The sequence below is a fragment of the Wolbachia endosymbiont (group A) of Philonthus cognatus genome (assembly GCF_947251755.1).
GTDB classification, from domain to species: domain Bacteria; phylum Pseudomonadota; class Alphaproteobacteria; order Rickettsiales; family Anaplasmataceae; genus Wolbachia; species Wolbachia pipientis.
Genome location: NZ_OX366388.1, coordinates 533,084 through 555,952, shown reverse-complemented (window position 1 = coordinate 555,952; position 22,869 = coordinate 533,084). Strand labels below are relative to the sequence as shown.

Here is a 22,869-nt window from a genome sequence, read left to right as displayed (position 1 = left end):
GTCATTCCGCTACTCGTTAGCGATATCTATACCGCGAATAAATCCACAGATGTACGAACATTGTGATTTGGGCACACCAGGAAGAATGTCATCCAAGTAGCCCCTTTCTCGTCATCCCGCTACTTGTTAGCGGGATCTATGCTAAGAGATACCGCGAATGAATCGCGGCATGACGGTTCGCGGCGGTATAGCTATAGATAGTATTAGCTATTTAATAAAAAGATCGTAGCTAAACCAAGAAATATAAAAGCTGAGAGAATATCAGTTGTTGCCGATGTTAGGATTGAAGAAGAAACGGCAGGGTCAGACTTTAAGCGATGAAGCATTATAGGAATGAAAGTTCCGATGAACGTTGCAATAATTGACATCATAATCATGGAGACCACAAAAATCATCTCCACTTTGAAGTTGTGAAACCTTATTGCTAACACTACTAATGAAATAGTAGATAAGATCACCCCGTTTATAAGACCTATTAAAAATTCTTTCATCAGTATTCTTTTTGCATTTTGCTCAGTTAGATATTTTGTTGCGATTGCCCGGATGGTTAGCGTTACTGTTTGGGATCCTGCATTTCCGCTCATTGATGCAATTATCGGCATGATTATTGGCAGCACTATAAAACTTTTTATTACATCATCGAAAAAGCCAACTACTATGGAACACATTGTTGCAGCTAAGAGGTTAAACAGTAACCAAGGTAGCCTTTTAATTATAGTTTTATGTATAGGGGCATTTATATCGGCTTTAGAAGATACACCGCTTATTTTGAGTACATCCTCTTCTGTTTCTTGTTGAACAACTTTTATCACATCTTCAATTAAGATCACACCAATAATTTTACCATTCTTATTTACTACCGGAGCCGATAATAGAGAGTAATCTTTAAATATTCTTGCTACTTCCTCTTGGTCTATTCCAGTTTTAATGATTTTTATGTCATGATCCATTATCTCTTTTATTATTGTGTCTCCTGAGTGAGATATTACCTTATTTAAATTAACACTGCCTATAGGCTCTAATTTTGAGTTGATAATGAATATCTGGTGAAATTTTTCTGGTATTTTTTTATAGTTGCACACAAATTCTGTCAGTTGATTTATTGTCCAATAATATGGAGCTATAACCATATCTTTATGTATTAACCTTCCTGCACTTTCTTCTGGATATGATAGCAACTCCTCTACCGATTTCTGAGTTTTGCTGGGCAAATAGTAAAGTATATTTTCTACAGACTTTCTATCTAAATCTTTCACTATGGTTACTATATCTTCTACATCAAGGAGCATTAGTAACTTTGCTGTATTTTCTATTCCCAATGTTTCTATGATCTCTATTTGTAAATCTGGCACTACATGCACTAGGGCATCACTTAACAAATGTTGATCGAGGATATTAACTAATTTCTCCCTGTGATCACTGATCGAAGTAGATAAAAAATAAGCTAACTGAACACTGTCTATCGTTTTTACAATATTACGAACATTCTCTAGCTCCTCGTTATCAAGTGACTCTATTAAGTCATCAATAGCCTTTTTGTCTAAACCATAATGGGAACTTATTTCAATATTCATTACTTTACCTTGTTTTTTAATAAATATACGCGCTTGATTTCCTTAAACATTAAAGTATAATGAAATTATTTAAATTAACTATCATATGGTTAAATTTCTATTTTGTTTACTGTTATTGTTATTGATAGTAAATATATTAAAATCTAAAGTATAATGAAAACTTATCCAGAAATTCTTGAACACTTTCAAAGCTTAAATAAAAGTATTTCTCTTATCAGGAGGTGTCTTTGACATAGAAAAATTAAAGTTGCGTCTTGAAGAGCTTGACTCCCAAGCGTCGAATGATGACCTATGGCAAGATAACCAAAAAGCACAAGAAGTTTTAAAAGAACGTTCTAAAATTAAGAATGACGTAGAGTCGTTTTTAAAGCTGGAAAGCGATTACAACGATGCCATCAGCTTAATGAAGTCTGCTATTGATGAAAATGATGAAGAATTTTTCTCTGAAGTTGAAAATGAATTAGCTAAGCTAGAGAAATTAATCAAGTATAAAGAAACAGAGTCCTTATTTACTGGTGAAGCAGATAATAATAACTGCTTTTTAGAAATCCACTCAGGAGCTGGCGGAACCGAGAGCAATGATTGGGCTGAAATGCTGATGCGCATGTATATAAGGTGGGCAGAAATTTATCACAACTTTAAAGTTGAAGTTGTAGAAAAATTAGAAGGAGAGTCAGTTGGTATAAAGTCTGCAATGATAAAAATCGTTGGAGAAAAAGCTTATGGGTGGGCAAAAAGTGAAAGTGGAATTCACAGGCTGGTTAGAATATCGCCATTTGATGCAAATGGTAAACGTCATACCAGTTTTGCAAGTGTAGGAGTAACTCCAGTGATAGAAGATTCAATTGATATTGCTGTGGATGAAAAGGATCTAAAGATCGACACCTATCGTGCTTCCGGAGCAGGCGGTCAGCATGTGAACAAAACTGAAAGTGCAGTACGCATTACGCATATTCCAACTGGTGTTGTAGTTCAATGCCAAAATGGTCGTTCTCAACACAGAAATAAAGATGAGGCATTGAAATTACTTAAAGGACGTTTATACCAAATTGAACTGGAAAAGAAAGAACAAAAGATGGCTGAAGAATATGGTAAAAAATGCGATATAGGCTGGGGCAATCAGATCAGATCGTACGTTATGCATCCATATCAAATGGTGAAGGATTTAAGAACCGGACATGAAGTGGGCAATATAAATTCTGTTTTTGATGGTAATATAGATTGTTTCATAGTTAGTGTGCTTACTAAGCAAAATTAAGAATTCATTTGGAGTTGACTTTACTTGCTGTGATAGGTGATAATTAAAAATACTATTTAAAATTAGAGGTAAAGTTATGGCAATGAACTATAAGCAACGGGAAGAAATATTAAGTACAGTTAATAAAGAAGTGACCTTACCCAGAAAAAGTGGAGAGAAAGTTTGGAATGTTTTTTACAAAAAGAATGATGCATCAAATTGTTCTGGAATGCAATAGTTAATAGTGACGTTGTTTGTTATAAAAAATTTCTATGTATTCAAATATTGCAGTTCTAGTTTGTTGAGCAGAGTGTTGTGAAGTATCAATAAGTATTTCTCTTTTCAATGAGCTAAAGAAGCTTTCCACAACAGAATTGTCGTAACAACAACCTTTATGACTCATCTATGTTTTTTATGGATAAGAGATATTGATAACCTTGCGAAGTATATTGTGAACCTTGATCACTATGTAATAGTAGATTTTTGGCAGGTTTACGCTTGTTAACAGCCATTAATAAAGAGTCCATAACCAATTGTTTATTTATGAACTGCTCATTGACCAGCCAACTACCATGCGTGAATATAGATCGATTATTGCTGCCAAATATAGCCATCCCTCCTTGGTTTTGATGTAAGTAATCCCATACTTTATTTGGTTGATCAACAATAAAGTTTTGATCTAGTATATTGGGAGCTACAGCTCTATTATCTGTTTGTTGTTTTTTAATTTTAAACTTTCTTCTCAGTATAGCCCTGATGTCATTTTTCTGCATAATACTTTGCACCGTTTTCAAATTGCAACTTTTACCCAAAGCCTTCAATTCAGCATGAATTTTAGGAGCTCCATATCTACATTTAGAAGCTTGATATATTTTTTGAATATCTGCTAATAACTCTTTATTTGCTGATTCTCTACTGCTTATTTTCCTTGTAGTCCACTTATAGTAGCCACTAGCAGATACATTCAAAACCCTACATAATTCCTGCACTTTATAGTGTTTACTATGCTCTTTTATGAAAAAATATTTTACTCTTTTTGACTGGCCAGGGCTTTTTTTTAAATGTCTCTTTCTCTTGTTACTTTTGCTAACTCTTTCTGTAAATCAAATCTCTCTTTGTCGTAAGGAGCCATGTTATCTCTACCTGGAAATGCATCTGCTGCCGACTTTTTTTCGTTGTGTTTCTTTATCCATTTTCCTAATAAACCACCCTTTATTCCTAAATCCTTTGCTATTTTTGTAATTGTTTGACCTGCCTTTCTTTGTTCATTTGCCAGTTTAACAGCTTCCAATTTGAATTCTGCTGTATATTCTCTTACCATTTCTAATCCTCCAAAATTTTATTTTACCCAAAAAAACTCTTTTCTTTCTCTCCACTTTTTCTGGGTAAGGTCAGAAATTTAATGATCCAGGATATACTCCTTTGTTAAGGGAGATTGAGCATTTTCGAATATTTCTTGAGTGCTTCCAGACTCAACAATTCTGCCATTATGAAAGAAAATTACACTATCAGATAACTTTTTAGCTTGCTTCATTGAATGAGTCACCATAATTATAGTAAATCTTAATTTCAGCTCTTGTATAAGATTTTCGATTGCATTGGTTGCCATTGGATCAAGAGCAGAGCACGGTTCATCCATTAATAAAATAGTTGGCTTCACTGCAATTGCGCGAGCGATGCATAGCCTCTGTTGTTGGCCACCGGATAAATTGAGTGCACTATCTTGCAATCTGTCTTTCAATTCTTCCCATAAACCAACCTTGGTTAAACTATTTTCCACCATCTCATTCAATTTTTGCTTATCCTTCGCCATACCATGCAGTTTTGGTCCATAAGCAACATTGTCGTATATTGATTTTGGAAAAGGATTTGGCTTTTGAAATACCATGCCAACTTTTGCTCTGAGTAGCACAACATCCATATCGCGTGAATATATATCACCCAGCCCATCGATATCTAATTCACCAACAGTTTTGCATCCAGGTACATAGTCATTCATACGATTAAAACAACGCAAAAATGTTGATTTACCGCACCCGGATGGTCCGATAAAAGTAGTAACTTTTCTTTTATAAATATTCAAATTTATATCGAATAAAACTTGCTTAGAGCCGTACCAGAGATTTAAATCTTTAACAGAGGCACGTGTATTGCTCATATCACATCCTGCATTGAATAGAGCCCCGGAATTTCTCTTTTATTTTCGTATAGCCATACTGCTGCTTGAACAGCTCCTCTAGCAAATGTTGTGCGATCAATTGCTTTGTGGTTTAGTTCTATCCGTTCATCAGAATTGACAAACATCACGCTGTGATCTCCTATTACTCCACCTCCACGAGATACCGCAAAACCTATTCCCCCCTTTTTTCTTATGTTTGAACCACTATGTAAATATTGATTGGACTGAAAATCCACTTTTGAAGCGTTAGCAATTGTTTTGCCAAGTTCTATAGCTGTTCCAGATGGTGAATCCTTTTTTAAGTTATGATGCATTTCCCAAATCTCAACGTCATATTCATTACCTAAAAGCTCAGCAGCTTTTTTTACCAATTTCAGCAACACATTAACCCCAACACTCATATTTGCTGACCATAATATTGGAACTTCAGCAGCATATTCTTTCAAATCGACACCTTCTATTCCAGTTGTGCCACTAACCAGCGGTGTTTTAAATTTTACAGCTGCTTTAAGGCAGTCTAACATACATTCTTTAGTTGTAAAATCTATTACAACGTCGGATAACTCAAATATGCCACTAATAGAACTTGTAACTTTAATTCCTAGATTGGCTATAATTGGTCCAATATCTGAATCTATGTACTTACTGCCTGAACGGGCAACAGCACCTGCTATTTCCACTTTGGTATTTGTAATTAATTCATTGAGTATTTTCTTGCCCATCCTGCCTAAGCAGCCTATTACTCCAACTCTGATTTTCATAAAGCTTTTTACGTTTATTAAGAATGTTAGGCCTTTTTTTAAGCTCTGTCACTTCTGATCTATATTCTATAGCTAACACGTCATACCACGATTCATTAGCGGTATCTCGGCATAGATCCCGCTAACACGTAGCGGAATGATGGTTTTTCAAATTGTCGTAAGTCAGTTTAGCTATATATGACTCATTTCTTTACTGTAACTTAACAAGAACTGGTCTGTAGCTAATAGTTATTGATAATAAGGGTAATTAACTTTGATAAGAATCTTTTCTGTGTTCAATTGAAGTCTGTATGTTCTGGAATATCTATATAGTAAATTATGCGGTAATCGTAGACTACGCTGCCCACTTAAATTATGCCACAAAGGTTTTCCAAGTGTAACCGTTCACAGATTTCCACTTAATTCTTCAATCTCGCTAATAGAAAGGCCAGTAAACTTGACAATAGTGTTGACATCAACATTATTAGCCAGCATTGCTTTTGTGACTTCAATTTCCCTTTCTTTTCTACCTTCCTCTCTACCTTTCTCTTCAGCAAGATCAAGTCTGTATTCAAGAATGGCTTCTTTTTTGCGTAGATCCATTATCCTTTCTTCGTAAGCTACTAAATCTTTTTCGTTCCAACGAAACTTGTCTAATTCATCATATGCTAGCTTTATTATTGGTGCTTTTTCTGCTATCTCTTTTAAGTCCTCTTCTGTTGTTTCTTCTGCGTATTTAAAAAAGAAACACCACCTTTCTACTGTACTTTCTAGCTGCTCTACTTTACTTTTTGAAAATTTGGGCAATTCTATAAAGATAAATTGAAAATCTTTTAAGTAATGGCCGTTGGTTTTTATATCACGTATATTATGAGTAGAGATATAATCAACTTCTTCAGGAAGTAAGTTACAATTGGAAATAGCAATAAAGAAGACTTTCTTTAAATCAATGTAGTTGCCAGATTTATCTAATTGTCTTGAGTAAGCCTTAGCAGCATACAGTTGGGCACGTTTCTCAAAACCTTTATCACGAGCAAGCTGCATCTCAATCACAAACCTATTACCAATAGAATCCTTGCAGAGAACATCAACAATACTCTGTTTATCAGAGGCAACTTCGGGATCCATAATAGTACTGAGGAATTCAACTTCTTGTATTGCATTTATCTCAGTAAACCCTAAAATATCGTTCAAAAAGTGAATAAGGATATTCTTATTTTTTTCCGTTCCAAAGATTTTTTTGAAACACAAATCATTGCGAGGATCGAGAAATTTTGAAAGAGCCATAGCCAAAGTGCTTAAAAATATTAATAATTATACACTATTATTAACAATTATTCAACCATATTTTTGAAGATAGCTATAGCTAACACGTCATAACCGCCACGAACCGTCATACCGCGATTCATTCGCGGTATCTCGGCATAGATTCCGCTAACAAGTAGCGGGATGACGATTGTCGGTGAACCTAAGTTACTTTAGCTATAGGCAGCAATTTTCTGTATTTATTTTAAATTGAAGAAAGCTCAAATGAAAGATCGTGTTTTGCTAAAATCACAGAATGCAGTCTGGTTACACCTTATCTTTGTTAGCTATAGCAAGTAACTGTATTTGTAATATGACAAATCACCTGTTGAAAAATCATTTTATGATCCAAGTCAGTTTTTTTACAGGTAACTTCTAAGCTTATCAATTTTTCCAAGATCTTCTTAAGTTCTGAAAGTTGCAAACTTTTCAAATGAGATTTAAAACTCTGCAATTGTTTAAAAAACAATGGAGGGCTTAGCTGATCAATCGCAGCCTGCTCACTCATTCCACCTTGCACTGACAGCAAAACGGTTTCAAGGCGTAGGAAATAATTTGATATAATGCGAATTAGTGCTATCGGTGAAAAATTTTCTTGCGATATCAATGCATCAGAAATTCTAATGAAACGCGACATATCTTTACTTGCTATGGCAGAGCATAGATCATCAAGTGTAGCATAGTCGTTGCCGGAAGTTGAAAAGCATAATTCTATATCAGTAAGTTTTAGGTCTTTTCTCTCCCCTAAGTATAAAACTAACTTCTCAAGTTCTGAACATATAGGCAGCTTGCTATGATTAAAGTAAGATTGCAAATGGTAGATTATCTCATTTGTGCATTTTATATCATTTTGTTTTAAGTAACTTGATATAATATCATAAAGATTGCTGTTGCTGTCTTTATAGCAAGCAATCACACCAAAAATTTTTGAACTCTCCATATAACTTTTGGTTGCAGAATTGTGTGGAAGATCAGTTGCTGTCATCATTACATAATGACCACTTGCATTATAATCCAATACGTTTTTTAACTCTTTGGATATACCTCCACTCACATTTATCAGTTTAATTAATTTTTTGCTGGTAAACATCGAAATGTTTGCCAATTCAGAAAATAGTAAACCGGGTGACTTATTCACTATTGCAAAATCCATCACCTGAACTGAATACTCATCCAAACTGGCAATTATTTCTTGTACATAAAAATCAACCCTACTGTTATCACTTCCATGAATTAACACACCACGTAAAGCATCAGGTTTCTCTAGGAATCTTTTAACTTTGGATGGTGTAACCCTCATGCCACCTATATGATATCATTCTCATTTGATTGTACATGAGTGTCCAAAGACTCTGAGCTTTCTTGTACAATATCATCTGCCGTACTCTGCACATTATCCGACTCTTCTGTTTTTCCTGTAATATAATTATAAAATTTTTTCACAGGTTGAGATATATATTTGGAAAAAAATCCTTCTTCGCTCATATTGCTTACTCCATAAAATTAACAACTTATCATTAGCATATAAATAATAGTATAGCAAAAACTATTTTGTGCTAAGATAGTGATGTTTTATAATGAGTATATTACAAAATTATTAACATTCGAGATTAAAATTAAGCCAACCTGCTTAATACTAGCCTTATAAAATAAGCGATAATTAAATATACGGCTGCAACAAGTATAATTGCAGGTCCAGTTAACAAATCAAAACTTGCAGATAACATGAGACCTGATATCCCAGAGATCACAGAAAAAACTGTTGCAACAATAATCATCTGCATCGGAGTTTTCGAAATGAGCCTTGCAGATGCTGCTGGTATTAGCAAAAATGCAGCAATAAGTAATATTCCTATTAATTGGGCAGCAATTGCTATAAATATAGCAAGAGTGATTAAAAATTCTAGTCTAACAAAGGTAACATTAATTTTTTCAACTACTGCTAAATCTTGATTAATTGAAATCATTAACCAATAACGCCATCTAAATATTAATATCAAAGTAACTACTGCAGAGGTTAAAAAAATCAATACTATATCACTTTGATCGAGCGTTAATATATCACCAAACAGTGAGCTAATAATACTATTATTGCCAGATGGAAGAAAAGACATAAGTATTAAACTCGATGATAAAACTACATTGGTAACAATGTTCAATATCGTATCAGCAGAATATAATCTGTTAAAATTAAGAGAAAGTAGTATAGCAAATGTAATTGCAATGAGCATTATGCTAAGCGATGGGCTAATCTTAAAGATTAAAGCAAGTGCAACACCAAGCAACGAAGAATGGGACAAACTATCACCAAGATAAGATAACCTTTGCCATATCATAAACGATCCTAAAGCGCCTGTTACTAGGCTAATTACAACTACTGCAACTAGACTGTTGATGAAAAAATCCTGGGTAAACATTTCAAACATGCTATATGGCTATTAGATAACTGACAACAAATCTATCTTCGGATATCAGAATATTATGGGTTCTGCATGCAGAACCTGTTGTCATAAATTCAAAATTTAAACCTTTTTGTTCCATAAGATAGGACTTCACTGAAGAACTTAGTATATTGCGTGTTTTACCAGTACCTATTATCAAAATTTCTATTTCCTCTGTTAAAAAAGATTTAAAATGTTCCTTGCTATTTATATCACTTTCTTTCAATTTAATCACCTTTTCAGGAAAAATTATAATTGAGCCGCAATATTCTCTATTATTCACCAAAAATTTTCCTTCCCTGTAACCATTTATAAGACTTTTATTCTCGGAAATTAAGGGCATAAGTCAAACTATTAATTGAGTGTCACATACCCACCATTCTGGTTGCTTTTTTCCGATATTAACTGCAGCAGCTTTTGCATTTTCCTCACTATCGAATATTCCAAAGCATGATACACCACTGCCTGACATGCGAGAAAGTATAGAGCCTTCTTGTGACTCAAGTGTTGATATCACATCCTTAATTTCAGGTACAAAGCTTATTGCTATTTCTTGAAGATCGTTTCTCGTCTCTTTAAGAAGCTTCAACAAATCCTTTTCAGCGTCATCGCTCCATTTAATTGGCTCAGAAAATTTTCCTTCATGTTTGGAAAATACCTCTGGTGTACTCAAAAACCTTTTTTTCGGTTTCACAAGCACCACATTTGTAGATAAAGAGAATTTTTTAATGTGGCATAATTCTTCGCCAATACCTCTAACAAAAACTGGCTTGCTATCTACGCTTGCGGGAACATCAGCACCAACGTTTAAGGCTATTTCATTTAAAATCGTCCTATCAATCTCCCACAGCTTCCCTAGCGTACGTACCACAGCTCCAGCATCTGAGGATCCGCTACCAAGTCCTGCAGCAATTGGTATGTTTTTTACAACCTTTACAGTGACTTTAGTGCGTACAGGAGCATGCCTAAGCAGCAGATTAACCGCTTTCATTACAGTGTTATATTGGTTATTTATTTTAGACTCGGAGTTTATAAATTCAACTGTAGAGTTATCGTATCTAGAATCCTTCTCACCTACTTTTATTTCCAAAAAATTAGAGAGATTAGCAAAGACAAATAAACCTTCAATCAAGTGATACCCTGTTTCTTTTTTGTCTACAACATGCAAAAAAAGATTGATTTTTGCAGGCGCCTTTACACAAAAACTTTTCATTATATATCTTCACTAACACTATTTTTACATTATATGTATAATGCTATTCTAGTCAACTTTTATAAGGTTCTCGCACTTCTGATGAGATCAAATGCCATAAATCCTAATTTCTCTGTGTGGGTAAATGCGTCCGCTGGTACAGGCAAAACAAAAATCTTAATAGACAGAGTATTGAGACTTTTATTAGAAAACAAAAGAAATATTCTTTGCTTAACATTCACCAATGCTGCAGCAAACGAAATGGAGAATCGCATTCACAGCATACTCAGTAAGTGGGCAATATGTTCAGATAGTGTGTTGGCAGCAGATCTAGAACAACTAGATTTCTTTCCGATGTCATTCCAGCGCGTGACGCTGGAATCCAGTAAAAAAAAAGAATGGATCCCAGTGTCAAGCACTGGGATGACAGGGGGTGGTGCATCGCATAACCATGATTTAAGCAAAAAACCAGCGGTAAACCCTTCGGTGTCATCCCAGTGCTTGACACTGGGATCCAGAAAAAATAAAGATTATTTAACAAGAGCAAGAAGGCTTTTCTCTGAACTGGAAAATCTTGGTCTAACTATACAAACCATACACGCTTTCTGTTACAAATTAATTTCCAGCTTTCCCATAGAAGCTGGCATCGCCCCAAATTGCACGCTGAGCGAATGCAAAGAATTACATCCCATCATATTCAATAAAGTGCTTCATAACGAAACTGTGCAGGATGATATCAACCTTATTGCAACTGAAATTGATGAAAATAAACTACGCGATTTGCTTTATACTTTATGTATAAAAAGATCGATATCAGCAAATGATTCGAAATATATCAAAGATAAATTGAGCGCCCCAGATGAAATTCATGACTTACAGAGCGAAACAATTGAGCACGTGGAAAGACTAGCCGAGATATTAAGTGAAGGCAGTAAAAGAGATCAGAGTTATAGTGAAATACTTTATTCTACTGTCATCCCAGCTGGGATCCAGAAGAAAAGAACCAGCGTCACGCGCTGGAATGACACTAAAGTAGAAAACCTAGCCAAGGTCTTTTTAAAATCAGAATCGCACGAAAAAAAGAGCATATCATCCATTGCAACAAAAAGTATTTTGGAGAAATTCAAAGATGCAGAGCAAATAATAGAGAGCGTTCAGAATGTAGTATTTACCCATATAAGAGACATGAACTCTTATCAAATATTCAAGAGAACCAGTAGCTTACTTGGTATATTTAAAGTATATGTTGATCTATACAGTAGCGAAAAATCAAAAAATGCACTGCTTGATTACAATGATATAATTGACTTAGCAACAAATCTTCTCAGCAATCCAAACTATAAAGATTGGATATTGTTTAACTTGGATCAAAAAATAGATCACATCCTTGTTGACGAGGCACAAGACAATAGCATCAGCCAGTGGAAAATTATAACAAATCTCTGCGATGAATTTTTTGCCGGTAATGATGAAAAGCGAACCTTATTTGTTGTTGGTGACGTAAAACAATCCATATACAGATTTCAAGGAGCAAATCCCCATCTATTCAACTACATGCAACAATACTTTCATACAAAAACTGGTGGCAGAGATTGGGTATCATGCCAACTTGAAAAGTCATTTCGTTCAACTCCAGAAGTTTTGATGCTTGTAGATAGAATATTTAACAACTTCCGCGCAGAAATATCTTTTGTTGATAATGAAATAAAACATGTTCCACATAGAGAAAATGATCAAGGATATATTGAAATTTGGCCAGCGTTACCAAGGCGCAAAGAGAAAGAACAGCGAGCTTTACAAATTCCTCTGACATGCAAGGAAGGTTATACAATAGCAGATCGATTACTTGCTCAAACAATAGCTAACAGAATTCACAATTGGTTAAACGAAGGGCGGATTTTAGTTGCTAAAGATCGCCATATAGAACCAAGAGACATTATGGTTCTGGTACGACAACGAAACGTATTGGTTGATTACATAATAAGCGAACTTAAAAAAGCAAACGTGCCAGTTGTAGGCCGAGATTATTTTAGAATTATGGACTATATAGCCGTGCAGGACTTAATAGCTTTGGCCGAATTTTTACTCCTCCAGGCAAATGATTTAGCTCTTGCAAATGCTTTAAAATCACCGCTATTTAATTTCACCGAGGATGATTTATTTAACATTGCATACGACCGTAAAGAGCATTCACTATGGGAAAGAATTCAGGATTATTCTGTGGTTATCTATAGTGAATTAAACTATCTCATTAACTTATCTCGCACAGAGTCTCCTCTTGCACTATTTACGCATATATTACGTACAGGTAAGAAGAAATTTGCTGCAAGGCTAGGTCTTGAGTGCTTTGAGGTCCTAGACGAATTTATGAACCTCGTGTTGCAATTTGAAAACCCATCTCTTCAAGCGTTTGTTCAATGGATCAAGGAGAATAATCCGGAGATTAAGAATGATATGCAATCAGAACGCAATGCTGTGCGAATAATGACAATTCACAAATCAAAAGGTCTGCAAGCTCCCATAGTATTTTTGGTTGATACAAACACAGTGCCAAGAAACAGTGAAAGCATTATCTTTGATGGAACGGAAGCACCATTTTGGTGTGGAAAAAACAACAACGCTTATTGCGATCAAGTAAAAAGAGAGAAAAAACTAGAGGATTATAATGAATATTTGCGTTTATTATACGTAGCACTCACGCGTGCTGAAGATGAGTTATACATCTTAAGTAAAGAGCCAGTGCAAAAGGGCTCTTGGTATGATCTAATCACTAAGTATGGAGAACCATATGAAAAGAAACAAAGGGGTTTACGGCCAATATTTAAAGAAAAAGTTGAAGTATTATGCGTGAATGCAAACTACCCTTACATTTATAAAAAACGTGATTACTTTGACGTTCCGGTCATTTCCCTTCCACCAGCTTTAGCCCACTCTTCGGTGTCATCCCAGCGCGTGACGCTGGAATCCAGTGAAAAAGAAGGAGCAGAATGGATCCCAGTGTCAGCTACTTGGATGACAGATGGTTATGCAAGAGGCCTGATTATTCACAGCATATTGCAGTATATGCCCAAGATAGAAAAAGAAAGGAGAAAAAATTGGGTCAGAAAATACCTTGATAACATCAGCGAAGATAAGGATGAAATTTACAGTAAAATATTAGCCTTTAATGAAAAATATGGCTATTTGTTTGACTTGGAAGGCAAATCAGAGATTACACTGAGTGGAACAATTGATGGCAAGTCAGTATTAGTACGACTAGATAGGCTATGCATAACGCAAGATAAAGCAATCATAATTGACTACAAGTCACACCGTAACGTTTCTGTTTCCTCATTAAATGAAATAAAAAAGCAAATGTTGACCTATAAAACCTTAGTACAAGAAATATATCCAAACAAGCAAGTAGAGTGCGTGGTTATTTGGGTGAAAGATTTAACCATTCAATCTGACTTTTAACGAAACTTGATTGCAAGAAATAGCTACTACGTCATACCACCGCGAACCGTCATCCCGCGATTCATTCCACAACTGTACGAACATTGCGATTTGGGCCTACCAGAAGGGTGTCATGAAAGTAGCTGACACTGGTTCCTTTATGACGGTGTCATCCCAGTGCCCAGACACTGGGATCCAGGAAACTTAATTGCAAGTAATGCATTGGGTTTGGTGAGTATGGGTTTTGCGTTATAGAATGAAGCACTTTTGGTGAATTTGTAAAGAAAACTGGATTCCAGTGGGCTTTGTTGCATCGCTAGCTATGATGGATTAAAGATAAAAAAGATAGGGAATATCAGTAGCTTATTATTCTGGTATTTATAACAAGAACGGTCAATGAATACCTAAATTTGAGTAAAAGAAATTTCACTACCATTTACCAATCCGGCTAAAATTCAAGAATTTCAATGCTTTAGCTATTTTCAATAGAATTAAATTTATTAATATAAATAACAAATTACTATTCTTAAATTTGATCAGATTGATTGCAAAAAAACAAGATTTTCAATAGGTTGCTTATAATCCTAACTATAGTTAGCCTTTCATAAGTAGCGATGCAACAAAGCCATTCCAGTGTCAAGCACTGGAATGACAAGTTCTCGGCAACCCCTACGTCATCCCGTCACGGTATCTCTTAGCCGCTAACACGTAGCGGAATGACGATTGTCGGTAAATCTAAGTTACTGTAGCTATAAAGGCTTTCACAACAACCTATTTTCCTTGAAACTAAAATAGCTACTGAATGTAATAATAATGTGGTCTATTAATTCTATTCCTATACTTTGGCAAGCTTCTGCTAGTTGTCTAGTGAGAGATATATCGCTATTTGAAGGTTGTGTATCTCCGCTTGGATGATTGTGAGATATTACAATGGATGTTGAACCAATCAAAAGTGCGCGCTTGATGATCTCTCTGACATAAAGAGGAGTTTGATCTACTGTACCAATATTTTGCAGGTCTTCCGCTATTAGACGATACTTTTTATTCATATAGATGACACGAAAATTTTCCTTATTGAGGCTTCCTATACTTATTCTTAAATAATCAAGCAATTTTTCCCAGTTATCGATTACAGGCAGGTTTTTTATTTCTTCTCTTGCAGAACGAACAAAGGCTTGTTTTACACAAAAGATGGCAGATATCGCTGCATTGCTGACATCATCAACGTTTTGCAGCGCTTCCAGGTCAGCATTAAAAACTTTATTTAAGCTGCCAAAACTTTCTATCAAACTCTTTGCCACCGGTTTTACATCAATTCTACTATATGCTGAATATAAAATGTGCTCTAAAACTTCATAATCAAGTAATGATTGTCCATTATCTAAAATAATTTTCTCTCTTAGGCGCTTTCTATGCCCCTTTTTGTAATTTTTCATCATCAATGAATTGCTTATCTCTTGTATAATAAGAAATTAGATTTTTAAGTAAAATATTTAATAAAGCGCATGACGCACAATTGTAAGAACATTCATTTTTAAAGACAGCAAATGGTGTCATGAAAGTAGCTGAGACACTGTCCTCCTTTGTCATCCGAGTAGCTGACACTGGTTCCTTTACGACGGCAGTGCCCAGAGGTGTCATTCCAGTCTGGAATCCAGAAAAAAGAATGGTGTCATCCCAGTGCGTGCACATAGTGCAAAAAATTAAAAATAAGACGCCAATACGTAATACTGTTGTCGTTTAATCTGCACAGATTGAAGATAAATGAACACCTTCAGTATCATGATAAAGGGGCTGGCGAAGGGTGTCAAGTAGTTTTTAGCTCTGCCTTCTAAGGCTTTTACTCGTGACAACCACTGTGCCTGCAATCTTATCATGCCAAGTTTGACAGCGTTTGTTGAAATTTGACCATAAAAAGCCCAAGAATAATGGTGCAACTGACAATATAAAGGAAAAAAATCTCTTTGTTGCTTGTTTTAGGGTCATCTTTTCGAAAGTTTGTGCATCCACAACTCTAAGCCCAAGTAATAGTTTTCCAGGTGTGGCAGCAAACCTTACCCACATGTATGCTACATAGCAAAAGAGCATAATGAATTGGACTATTTGATTTAGAATCCACAGTTTACCAAGTCTACTCTGCGTTGTCTTTTCTTCTATAGACAGTGGCGCTTGCATTGGGGATTTTGCAGCAATTTGACTTAATATTTTGCTATCCTCTGAGTTTGTAAAGAGCTGATTAAAGGCTTGGCTGCAAAACTGCAAGAACAAAACGATAATAATCAAATCAAGCAATACTGATATATAGCGCCTGAGGCCCGTTACATAACATATCCCATTTTCATCTTTCTTTACCTTTTGAATAACATTTATAGAAGAAAAAATAGAAAATAAACGATCAAAAAATTTATGTAACATATATACACTTTCCAATATTTAACGTGCCCCTGGCCGGACTTGAACCAGCATGCTTTTGCAAGCAACAGATTTTGAGTCTGCCGTGTCTACCATTCCACCACAGGGGCATTAAGTTTTAATGCTATAGGCAACACGGAATTAGTCAAATTTTTTTGCCTTTACATCTTTCAAATGAGGACTAAATATTCTACAATAATCAACAGTTACTCTCAAAACTTAAAATGAATGAATTAGCTAGTCTCTTGGGTTCAAGAAGTGTAGACAAGGAAATATGTAAATTACCGCATAATTTAGAAGCTGAACAGATGCTTATTGGTGCAATGATTCGTGATAATAGAATCTGTGATGCAGTTGAAGACACAATCACAGCGGAGAATTTCTATGATCCATTACATCAGAGTATCTTTATGCAAATATCCAAAACCAGGAAACACGGTATAGTTGCCAATGAACTGAGCCTCAAAATGTTTTTTGAGAACGACCAAGCGTTTACCGAGTGTGGCGGGGTAGAGTACTTAGCAAAGCTTGCAGCGAAGGCAAGTATTGCACTTGATATTTATAGTTTGACTAGAATAATCCGTGATACTTACTTAAGGAGATGTTTAATCAAGCTCGGGCAAGAAATAGTTGGTGATAGCTACAACTACGATATTGAAAATCCTGCACAGGCGCAAATTGAACAAGCAATGACAAAATTGTTCAATTTGGCAGTAAAAAAACAAGGTGAGAAAACATATATAAAACTTGCAAGTTCAATTAAAGATGTAGTTGAGAAGATCAGCACACTGAAAAATAATCCAGAAGCGCTAGGCGTTACAACCGGACTTCAAGATCTAAATCAGCTTCTTGGTGGTCTACAAAAATCTGATTTATTAATTTTAGCTGCAAGGCCTTCTATGGGTAAAACAGCATTGGCGCTAAACATCGCACTTAATGCTTGTAAGATGTTGCAAAAAAGAGCAGATAAGCAACACTATGTAGCGTTTTTCTCGCTTGAAATGTCAGCAGAGCAATTAACTGCAAGGCTGATCACTATAGATTCAGGAATTAGTTATTATAAGGCATTAACCGGGAGAATTAGTGATTTTGAATTGCATGAATTTATCAATACTAGTACAGAATTATCTGAACTGCCTTTCATCATAGATGACACCCCTGCGCTATCAATTAGTGCCCTTCGCACCAGAATACGCTTGCTGTATCAATTATATAATGTAGAAGTGGTATTCATTGATTATTTGCAGCTAATCAGAGGAACAACAAAAAGGAGTAATGAAAATAGAGTGCAAGAAATCTCGGAAGTGACGCAGGGTTTGAAAGCAATTGCAAAGGAGCTAAATATTCCCATTGTTGCACTATCTCAGCTCTCTCGTTCTGTTGAGCAGAGGGATGATAAAAAACCACAACTTTCTGATTTACGTGATTCAGGGAGCATAGAGCAAGACGCAGATATAGTAATGTTTCTCTATAGAGAAGAGTATTATGAACTAAGAAAACAGCCAAATGAAGGAAACAATAAACATCGGGAATGGCAAGAGAAAATGGAAAAAATTAGAAACATTGCAGAGCTCATTATTGCAAAGCAGAGAAATGGACCAATTGGCAGTGTGAAGCTATATTTTGACTCTAACAGAGGTGCATTTAAAGATTACACGGAAAGGCATAGTTCATAGCTTGGCAGCAATCTTCTTGTTCCCAAGTTTATCAATTATTTTTTTTATGTAAAGATAGCTTGACAACTTCTTAAAAATCCTTTTATAATGGTATTATATTTTATAATACGTGAGATGATGAATAAAAACAATGTACCCTATTATGTAGCTGGAACTCTGGCTACTTTCACTTTATTAGCATCTGGAGTGTTTGCTGCAGCTCCTTATATTGGTTTCTTAGCTCCAGTTGCAGCATTAAGTGTTGGCCTGCCATTTATTATTGGTTATGCTGTGTTTTCTGTTGTAACTATTGCACTTTCGTATAAAGCAATTAGTAAGAACAAAACAATTTCTGAGAAGGAAGCTCAGCTTGCTGATGAAAAAAGTAAAGTAGAAGCTAAAGGTAAAATAATTTCTGAGAAAGAAGCTGTAGTACAGGATCAAAAGCAAACCATTTCTGAGTTAGAAGCTAAGATACAAGCTCAAGAACAAACAATTTCTGGGCAAAATGACCAGCTGACTAAAAAAGAAGTGGAAGTAAAAGCTAAAGAGGAAGAAATTTCTAAGCAGAAAATTGAAATTAATAAAAAAAATGAGGAGATTAATAATCCAAAAGAAGAAATAGAAAAATTTAAACACAAGAAAACTTTTGTTCCGCAAGCAATAAAGAATATCAAAGAAGCATCTCAAGAAGCATTTGCATATGTAGCAGAAGCCTACAGTAGTGGGCGCGTTCATAGTACTATTAAGCAGCGCCGTAGTGATGTTGCAAATGACTTAAAAAATGTCGTAGGTAGTGCGAAAAATGCTTATGGCACATCAGTTGAGTATGTAAAAGGGAAATTTAATAGTGCTGGAAATAAATTAAAAAATGTTTATGGTACATTAGTTGAGTATACAAAAGGAGCACTTAACAGCGTTGGAAGCAGCTTGTACAGTAGGATTTATGGTACTAAGGTTTCTAGTCTGGCAGAACAGTTTAAGCGTTATGCAGAAGATGGGTCTGAACTTAGCATGCGAGAACTAACTCGTTTGGATTACTTAGATCTTGCAGTTTCTTCCAGTGAGCAAAAGCAACGAGCTAATAGTTTGGATTATTTAAATATTGATAACGTTCCTAAGCAACCTGATCATTTAAATGTTGATGCTGCTAAAAGTTATTTAATGAGTCTTTCTGAGGATCAGGATGTATTTTATGATGCAGAATCTGGTGATGAAAAAGGTACTGAGATTTCTAGCCCAGAAAGTCAGCCAACTAAAGAAGAAAATGGTCAAGGCTGGTTTGCATGGAGCCTAGGAAAGGTTAAGTCGGCAATGACTGAAGTAGTAGTGATAGATGCTGATGTTACTAAACCATATTGTGCTAAAGTAACTAAGGCACTTGCCACCTAACTTGAATATGTAGACAGCGGTGTGCACCGTCGTTAACTAAAGATAATCCCATCCAGGAGAAATAGTTTTTACACTATTTCTCCTCTTTGTAACCGTTCACGGAATATTCCCAATTAGGCAGGAATAGCGACTAAATTCTGTAGTTTCTGGACAGGATTCTGATCATTCAAACGTGCAGTCAAAAATATCGAAAGCATTCTTTCAATGAACTTTTCTCCACGTTCTGACCAAGTGAAAAAACTATTTTTACGATAAATGACGTACCGTCTAGCCTGACGTTCTGCAAGGTTATTGGTTGTCTCGATCAGATCAGGATTGCGCACGAATCTCCACATCATATCTTCAGAACGTAGTATATTGGCAGCCATTCTCGAGGCCTGAGTTCCTTTTGCAACCCTTGTTATCTCTCGCAAAAAATGTTTCACCCTTTTTCGAATCTTCCTCATTAACCGGAAAAATCTTAAATTGTCTATCAGGTTTTGTTTACGTGCTCTATCTACCACAAATACCCTGTTGCTCAGCGATTTTAATGCTGCGCCAATTCTGCTCACTTCAACATTTTTACTGTAAAAAAACCTTTCAAAGTCCCTTGCTAAATGGGCCCAGCATATCTGTCTGTTTTCACGATTAAAGTAATTATACGCAGCATACCTATCGCTTATAACTATTCCATCATACTCTGGCAATAGCCCTTTTAATATCTTCTTTCCGCGAGATCCAACTAACTTCATAAGTGTTGCTGTTTTATTCGTTACTACCCAACTCCAACCTTTCTTTCCCTGGTTCCTATGGCTTGTTTCATCTATATGTAAATACTTGCTTTTCCGTAGCTCTTCTCTTATTTTTTCGTATTCAGATATACATTTTTCTGATACTCTACCCTCGGTCTTTGATACCAAACCTAGGCTTATATTCAGATTAAATATGCTGCTCAAAATTTGCTGTACTTCCCTTTTTGAATTGATAAAAAATCCACTAAAACTGCTAATTACTGCTTTTGCATTAGCTCCTAAAAGATCCCTTGTCACACCTTCAGGCAGACTAGCTGAGATCCTTTTCTTACACGCCTTACAGTAGCCTTTTTGTAGCCTATATTCAGTCACTATCGGTTTAATTTTTGGCAATTCAACCTTTTGATGCACAGTTTCTTCTTCTAAAATAACTTGGCTTCCACACATGCAAATTGTATCAATTGAACATTTTACCACCTCATCTGCTACCATCAATTCCCGCTTGTGCGCTTCATGTCCTGGCTGCCCGCCTGGTTTTTTATCGCTCTTCTTTTTTGTCTTTTTGCGATATACATCTTGCGATGGTGGCAGCGATGAATTTTTTGAATTTAAACCCAGCTTATCCTCTAGCTCAATTATTTTTGTCCTTAACTTATCATTCTCTGCTTTCAGAGTACCAACTTCTGACTCCAATACCACAATCTTTTCTTGTAGCACCTCTATCATCAACCCCTCATCTATCTAGTTTATTGTTTTTTATACTAATTATGCAATTTTTGTAAACTACTTTCTTATACCGTGAATGGACAAAGTTGATAAGCCTAAACGCCATCATGTCTTTAGGAGAGTCTGCTAATGAAGGCTCTTAAGTTGACGCCATTGCGTGAACGGTTACTCCTCTTTAGCATCAACCCTCAAAAAAACCGGCGTAGGTTTAGGCAATGTTATGCCTGAACTTACGCACGCGTCGCACAAAGATTTTAAATCTCGTTGTTCTTTCGGAATTTGCAGTTGATTTAGTATCATCTCTGCTGACTTGGGAACGATTGGCTGCAATAAAATGCCTATTATCCTGATATATTCCAGTAACTTGTAAATTACTAAATTCATGCGCTCTCTGTCAGTTTTGCTTAGTGTCCAGGGTGCACTTTTGTCTATGTAGGCATTTGCTTCAGAAGAGATGTTGATGATTAGAAGTATGATATGGTTAAATTCATACTTTGATAGGTGATTCATCACTTGATCGAGTATAGCTTTGCAACCTGGAAGACTTTCTTCACCTTTAAGTAGGCTTTGATCGATTGTTGGTACAATTCCAGAACATTGCTTGTGTAAAAATGAAATTGTTCTTTGCACTAAATTGCCTATGTTGTTTGCCAGTTCTGAATTTATCCGGCTGATCATATTTTTCTTACTAAAGTTGCCATCTTGGCCGAAGCTTGCTTCCCTGAGGAGAAAATAGCGTAGCTGATCAACACCAAACTCTTGAGCGAGGCCAATTGGATCTATGACATTACCAAGGGACTTGGATATTTTCTCTCCCTCGTTCAACCACCAACCATGAACTGCAATTTGTTTTGGCAGTGGCAGGTCTGCTGCAAGGAGAATCGCTGGCCAATATACAGCATGAAAGCGCAATATGTCTTTACCGATTACATGAACGTTGAAAGAGTTGTCAGCTAGGTTTGCAGCGCTTGACACTGGAATCTGCGTTTTCCCTTGGTTTGGTGTCATTCCAGTGCTTGACACTGGAATCTGTGTTTCTGGTTCTGCCCAAAACCTCTTATATTCCTCACCTTCAGTACTAGGGAAACCTATTGATGTAAGATAATTGGTTAATGCATCTATCCAGACATAGATTACGTGTTTGTCATTACCTGGTACTTTTATTCCCCAGTTAAAACTAGTGCGAGAGATTGAGAGGTCAATGAGCCCTGATCTTACAAACGATATCACTTCATTTCTTCTGCTCTCAGGAAAGATAAAACTTGGCTGATTTTTATAGAGTTCCAGTAATTTGTCTTGCCAGTTTGACAAGCGAAAAAAGTAGCTCTCTTCTTTTATCCACTGAACTTCTGCGCCTGTTGGTGCTTTGCCATCTATCAGCTCTGATTCCTGATAAAATGCTTCATCACGAACTGAATACCAACCCGAATAGGAATCCAAATATATTTGCCCTCTCTCTTCAAGTCTATTCCATAAAGCTATAACTGCTTTTTTGTGACGTTCCTCCGTAGTGCGAATAAAATCGTCATACTCAAAATTCATGAACTTAGCCAATTCTTTAAATGAAACGCTCACTTCATCTGTAAATTCTTTTGGCTGCATTTCCTTTGCTTTAGCTGCTTTTTCTATTTTTTGTCCATGTTCATCTGTACCGGTGGTAAATTTGACATTTTTCCCAGCTAGTTTCATGAACCTTGCCACCACGTCACACAAGAGAGAAGTGTATGCATGACCAATATGCGGCTTATCGTTTACGTAATATACTGGCGTGGTGATGTAAAAGTTCTCGAATTGTTCCATGGTTTCGCATTTTGATAAAAATCAACTGAGTTAATTATAGTATTAAAAAG

The 22,869-nt window shown here is 35.8% G+C and carries 20 protein-coding genes, 1 tRNA gene and 1 pseudogene; 6 read left to right on the top strand and 16 right to left on the bottom strand.

What is annotated here, in order from left to right:
* Positions 1–203 precede the first annotated feature (203 nt).
* Positions 204–1,574, bottom strand: a complete 1,371-nt coding sequence (gene mgtE / locus OPR21_RS02770; RefSeq protein WP_006280192.1) for a magnesium transporter — start codon at positions 1,572–1,574, stop codon at positions 204–206.
* A gap of 153 nt (positions 1,575–1,727) precedes the next feature.
* Between mgtE and prfB the strand changes: the two genes are divergently transcribed.
* Both prfB and OPR21_RS02760 read left to right on the top strand, forming a co-directional pair.
* Positions 1,728–2,832 (top strand): peptide chain release factor 2 gene (gene prfB / locus OPR21_RS02765; protein ID WP_141456981.1). Its coding sequence is split into 2 segments (ribosomal slippage): positions 1,728–1,802 and positions 1,804–2,832, totalling 1,104 coding nucleotides; the frame shifts between segments, so codons are not numbered across the junction.
* A 76-nt stretch (positions 2,833–2,908) separates the two neighbouring features.
* A complete protein-coding gene (locus OPR21_RS02760) occupies positions 2,909–3,049 on the top strand; it encodes a hypothetical protein (RefSeq protein ID WP_265030147.1) in 141 nt (46 codons plus the stop codon).
* On the opposite strand, the pseudogene OPR21_RS08745 reads toward OPR21_RS02760, so the two are convergent.
* The 9 genes and pseudogenes from OPR21_RS08745 to OPR21_RS02705 all read right to left on the bottom strand — a co-directional run bounded on the left by OPR21_RS08745 (position 3,007) and on the right by OPR21_RS02705 (position 10,689).
* A pseudogene (locus tag OPR21_RS08745) lies at positions 3,007–4,132 on the bottom strand (IS3 family transposase). The gene OPR21_RS02760 and the pseudogene OPR21_RS08745 overlap by 43 nt on opposite strands.
* Before the next feature lie 78 nt (positions 4,133–4,210).
* On the bottom strand, positions 4,211–4,969 hold the full coding sequence (gene pstB / locus OPR21_RS02740) for a phosphate ABC transporter ATP-binding protein PstB (protein ID WP_065094809.1): 759 nt from the start codon (positions 4,967–4,969) through the stop codon (positions 4,211–4,213).
* Positions 4,966–5,751, bottom strand: a complete 786-nt coding sequence (dapB, locus tag OPR21_RS02735) for a 4-hydroxy-tetrahydrodipicolinate reductase (RefSeq protein ID WP_006279993.1) — start codon at positions 5,749–5,751, stop codon at positions 4,966–4,968. Before dapB ends, pstB begins: the two co-directional genes overlap by 4 nt.
* 384 nt (positions 5,752–6,135) lie before the next feature.
* The gene (locus tag OPR21_RS02730) at positions 6,136–7,017 is read right to left on the bottom strand and encodes an Rpn family recombination-promoting nuclease/putative transposase (RefSeq protein WP_077188592.1); all 882 of its coding nucleotides are present in this window, start codon (positions 7,015–7,017) and stop codon (positions 6,136–6,138) included.
* 301 nt (positions 7,018–7,318) lie between these two features.
* Positions 7,319–8,335, bottom strand: coding sequence for a DNA polymerase III subunit delta (gene holA / locus OPR21_RS02725; protein ID WP_006279994.1), 1,017 nt, complete (start codon positions 8,333–8,335; stop codon positions 7,319–7,321).
* 5 nt (positions 8,336–8,340) lie between these two features.
* A complete protein-coding gene (locus OPR21_RS02720; protein WP_007548716.1) occupies positions 8,341–8,520 on the bottom strand; it encodes a hypothetical protein in 180 nt (59 codons plus the stop codon).
* Between the two features lie 131 nt (positions 8,521–8,651).
* Positions 8,652–9,461, bottom strand: coding sequence for a metal ABC transporter permease (locus OPR21_RS02715; RefSeq protein WP_049973644.1), 810 nt, complete (start codon positions 9,459–9,461; stop codon positions 8,652–8,654).
* A gap of 1 nt (position 9,462) precedes the next feature.
* Complete coding sequence (locus OPR21_RS02710; RefSeq protein WP_265030144.1) at positions 9,463–9,819, bottom strand: Mth938-like domain-containing protein; 357 nt, start codon at positions 9,817–9,819, stop codon at positions 9,463–9,465.
* 3 nt (positions 9,820–9,822) lie between these two features.
* Positions 9,823–10,689 (bottom strand): 4-(cytidine 5'-diphospho)-2-C-methyl-D-erythritol kinase, encoded by an 867-nt coding sequence (locus OPR21_RS02705; RefSeq protein WP_265030143.1) that lies wholly within the window; start codon positions 10,687–10,689, stop codon positions 9,823–9,825.
* Positions 10,690–10,770: 81 nt separating this feature from the next.
* Between OPR21_RS02705 and OPR21_RS02700 the strand changes: the two genes are divergently transcribed.
* Positions 10,771–14,124 (top strand): UvrD-helicase domain-containing protein, encoded by a 3,354-nt coding sequence (locus tag OPR21_RS02700; protein WP_265030142.1) that lies wholly within the window; start codon positions 10,771–10,773, stop codon positions 14,122–14,124.
* Between the two features lie 137 nt (positions 14,125–14,261).
* Here OPR21_RS02700 and OPR21_RS08680 read toward each other — a convergent pair whose 3' ends face one another.
* Both OPR21_RS08680 and radC read right to left on the bottom strand, forming a co-directional pair.
* Positions 14,262–14,417, bottom strand: a complete 156-nt coding sequence (locus OPR21_RS08680) for a hypothetical protein (RefSeq protein WP_236514888.1) — start codon at positions 14,415–14,417, stop codon at positions 14,262–14,264.
* Positions 14,418–14,864: 447 nt separating this feature from the next.
* A complete protein-coding gene (gene radC / locus OPR21_RS02690) occupies positions 14,865–15,539 on the bottom strand; it encodes a RadC family protein (RefSeq protein WP_010962534.1) in 675 nt (224 codons plus the stop codon).
* A 119-nt stretch (positions 15,540–15,658) separates the two neighbouring features.
* Here radC and OPR21_RS02685 point away from each other — a divergent pair, with 119 nt between their 5' ends.
* Complete coding sequence (locus tag OPR21_RS02685; protein WP_265030141.1) at positions 15,659–15,847, top strand: hypothetical protein; 189 nt, start codon at positions 15,659–15,661, stop codon at positions 15,845–15,847.
* A 74-nt stretch (positions 15,848–15,921) separates the two neighbouring features.
* Here the strand turns inward: OPR21_RS02685 and OPR21_RS02680 are convergent, their stop codons facing one another.
* Together OPR21_RS02680 and OPR21_RS02675 are read right to left on the bottom strand one after the other, a co-directional pair.
* A complete protein-coding gene (locus OPR21_RS02680; RefSeq protein WP_265030140.1) occupies positions 15,922–16,518 on the bottom strand; it encodes an RDD family protein in 597 nt (198 codons plus the stop codon).
* A gap of 24 nt (positions 16,519–16,542) precedes the next feature.
* Positions 16,543–16,625, bottom strand: a tRNA-Leu gene (locus OPR21_RS02675).
* A gap of 114 nt (positions 16,626–16,739) precedes the next feature.
* Here OPR21_RS02675 and OPR21_RS02670 point away from each other — a divergent pair.
* Positions 16,740–18,191 carry a replicative DNA helicase gene (locus tag OPR21_RS02670; protein ID WP_265030139.1) on the top strand — a complete coding sequence of 484 codons (1,452 nt, stop codon included), beginning with the start codon at positions 16,740–16,742 and terminating at the stop codon, positions 18,189–18,191.
* Positions 18,192–18,278: 87 nt separating this feature from the next.
* Positions 18,279–19,562: a hypothetical protein gene (locus OPR21_RS02665; protein ID WP_265030138.1), complete on the top strand. Its 1,284-nt coding sequence runs from the start codon at positions 18,279–18,281 to the stop codon at positions 19,560–19,562.
* Between the two features lie 113 nt (positions 19,563–19,675).
* On the opposite strand, the gene tnpC is transcribed toward OPR21_RS02665, so the two are convergent.
* Together tnpC and metG are read right to left on the bottom strand one after the other, a co-directional pair.
* On the bottom strand, positions 19,676–21,019 hold the full coding sequence (gene tnpC / locus OPR21_RS02660; RefSeq protein ID WP_265022247.1) for an IS66 family transposase: 1,344 nt from the start codon (positions 21,017–21,019) through the stop codon (positions 19,676–19,678).
* Positions 21,020–21,184: 165 nt separating this feature from the next.
* A complete protein-coding gene (metG, locus tag OPR21_RS02655) occupies positions 21,185–22,819 on the bottom strand; it encodes a methionine--tRNA ligase (protein ID WP_265030137.1) in 1,635 nt (544 codons plus the stop codon).
* Positions 22,820–22,869 lie beyond the last annotated feature (50 nt).

Bases quoted from the DNA above. Each gene is read 5' to 3' on its own strand.
- OPR21_RS02700 (WP_265030142.1), top strand. From the start codon at position 10,771: ATGAGATCAAATGCCATAAATCCTAATTTCTCTGTGTGGGTAAATGCG.
- OPR21_RS02705 (WP_265030143.1), bottom strand. From the start codon at position 10,689: ATGAAAAGTTTTTGTGTAAAGGCGCCTGCAAAAATCAATCTTTTTTTG.
- pstB (WP_065094809.1), bottom strand. From the start codon at position 4,969: ATGAGCAATACACGTGCCTCTGTTAAAGATTTAAATCTCTGGTACGGC.
- mgtE (WP_006280192.1), bottom strand. From the start codon at position 1,574: ATGAATATTGAAATAAGTTCCCATTATGGTTTAGACAAAAAGGCTATT.
- OPR21_RS02665 (WP_265030138.1), top strand. From the start codon at position 18,279: ATGGTATTATATTTTATAATACGTGAGATGATGAATAAAAACAATGTA.
- OPR21_RS02710 (WP_265030144.1), bottom strand. From the start codon at position 9,819: ATGCCCTTAATTTCCGAGAATAAAAGTCTTATAAATGGTTACAGGGAA.
- OPR21_RS02670 (WP_265030139.1), top strand. From the start codon at position 16,740: ATGAATGAATTAGCTAGTCTCTTGGGTTCAAGAAGTGTAGACAAGGAA.
- metG (WP_265030137.1), bottom strand. From the start codon at position 22,819: ATGGAACAATTCGAGAACTTTTACATCACCACGCCAGTATATTACGTA.
- OPR21_RS02680 (WP_265030140.1), bottom strand. From the start codon at position 16,518: ATGTTACATAAATTTTTTGATCGTTTATTTTCTATTTTTTCTTCTATA.
- dapB (WP_006279993.1), bottom strand. From the start codon at position 5,751: ATGAAAATCAGAGTTGGAGTAATAGGCTGCTTAGGCAGGATGGGCAAG.
- holA (WP_006279994.1), bottom strand. From the start codon at position 8,335: ATGAGGGTTACACCATCCAAAGTTAAAAGATTCCTAGAGAAACCTGAT.
- OPR21_RS02730 (WP_077188592.1), bottom strand. From the start codon at position 7,017: ATGGCTCTTTCAAAATTTCTCGATCCTCGCAATGATTTGTGTTTCAAA.
- OPR21_RS08680 (WP_236514888.1), bottom strand. From the start codon at position 14,417: ATGCAACAAAGCCCACTGGAATCCAGTTTTCTTTACAAATTCACCAAA.
- tnpC (WP_265022247.1), bottom strand. From the start codon at position 21,019: ATGATAGAGGTGCTACAAGAAAAGATTGTGGTATTGGAGTCAGAAGTT.
- OPR21_RS02715 (WP_049973644.1), bottom strand. From the start codon at position 9,461: ATGTTTGAAATGTTTACCCAGGATTTTTTCATCAACAGTCTAGTTGCA.
- radC (WP_010962534.1), bottom strand. From the start codon at position 15,539: ATGAAAAATTACAAAAAGGGGCATAGAAAGCGCCTAAGAGAGAAAATT.
- OPR21_RS02760 (WP_265030147.1), top strand. From the start codon at position 2,909: ATGGCAATGAACTATAAGCAACGGGAAGAAATATTAAGTACAGTTAAT.
- OPR21_RS02685 (WP_265030141.1), top strand. From the start codon at position 15,659: ATGAAAGTAGCTGAGACACTGTCCTCCTTTGTCATCCGAGTAGCTGAC.
- OPR21_RS02720 (WP_007548716.1), bottom strand. From the start codon at position 8,520: ATGAGCGAAGAAGGATTTTTTTCCAAATATATATCTCAACCTGTGAAA.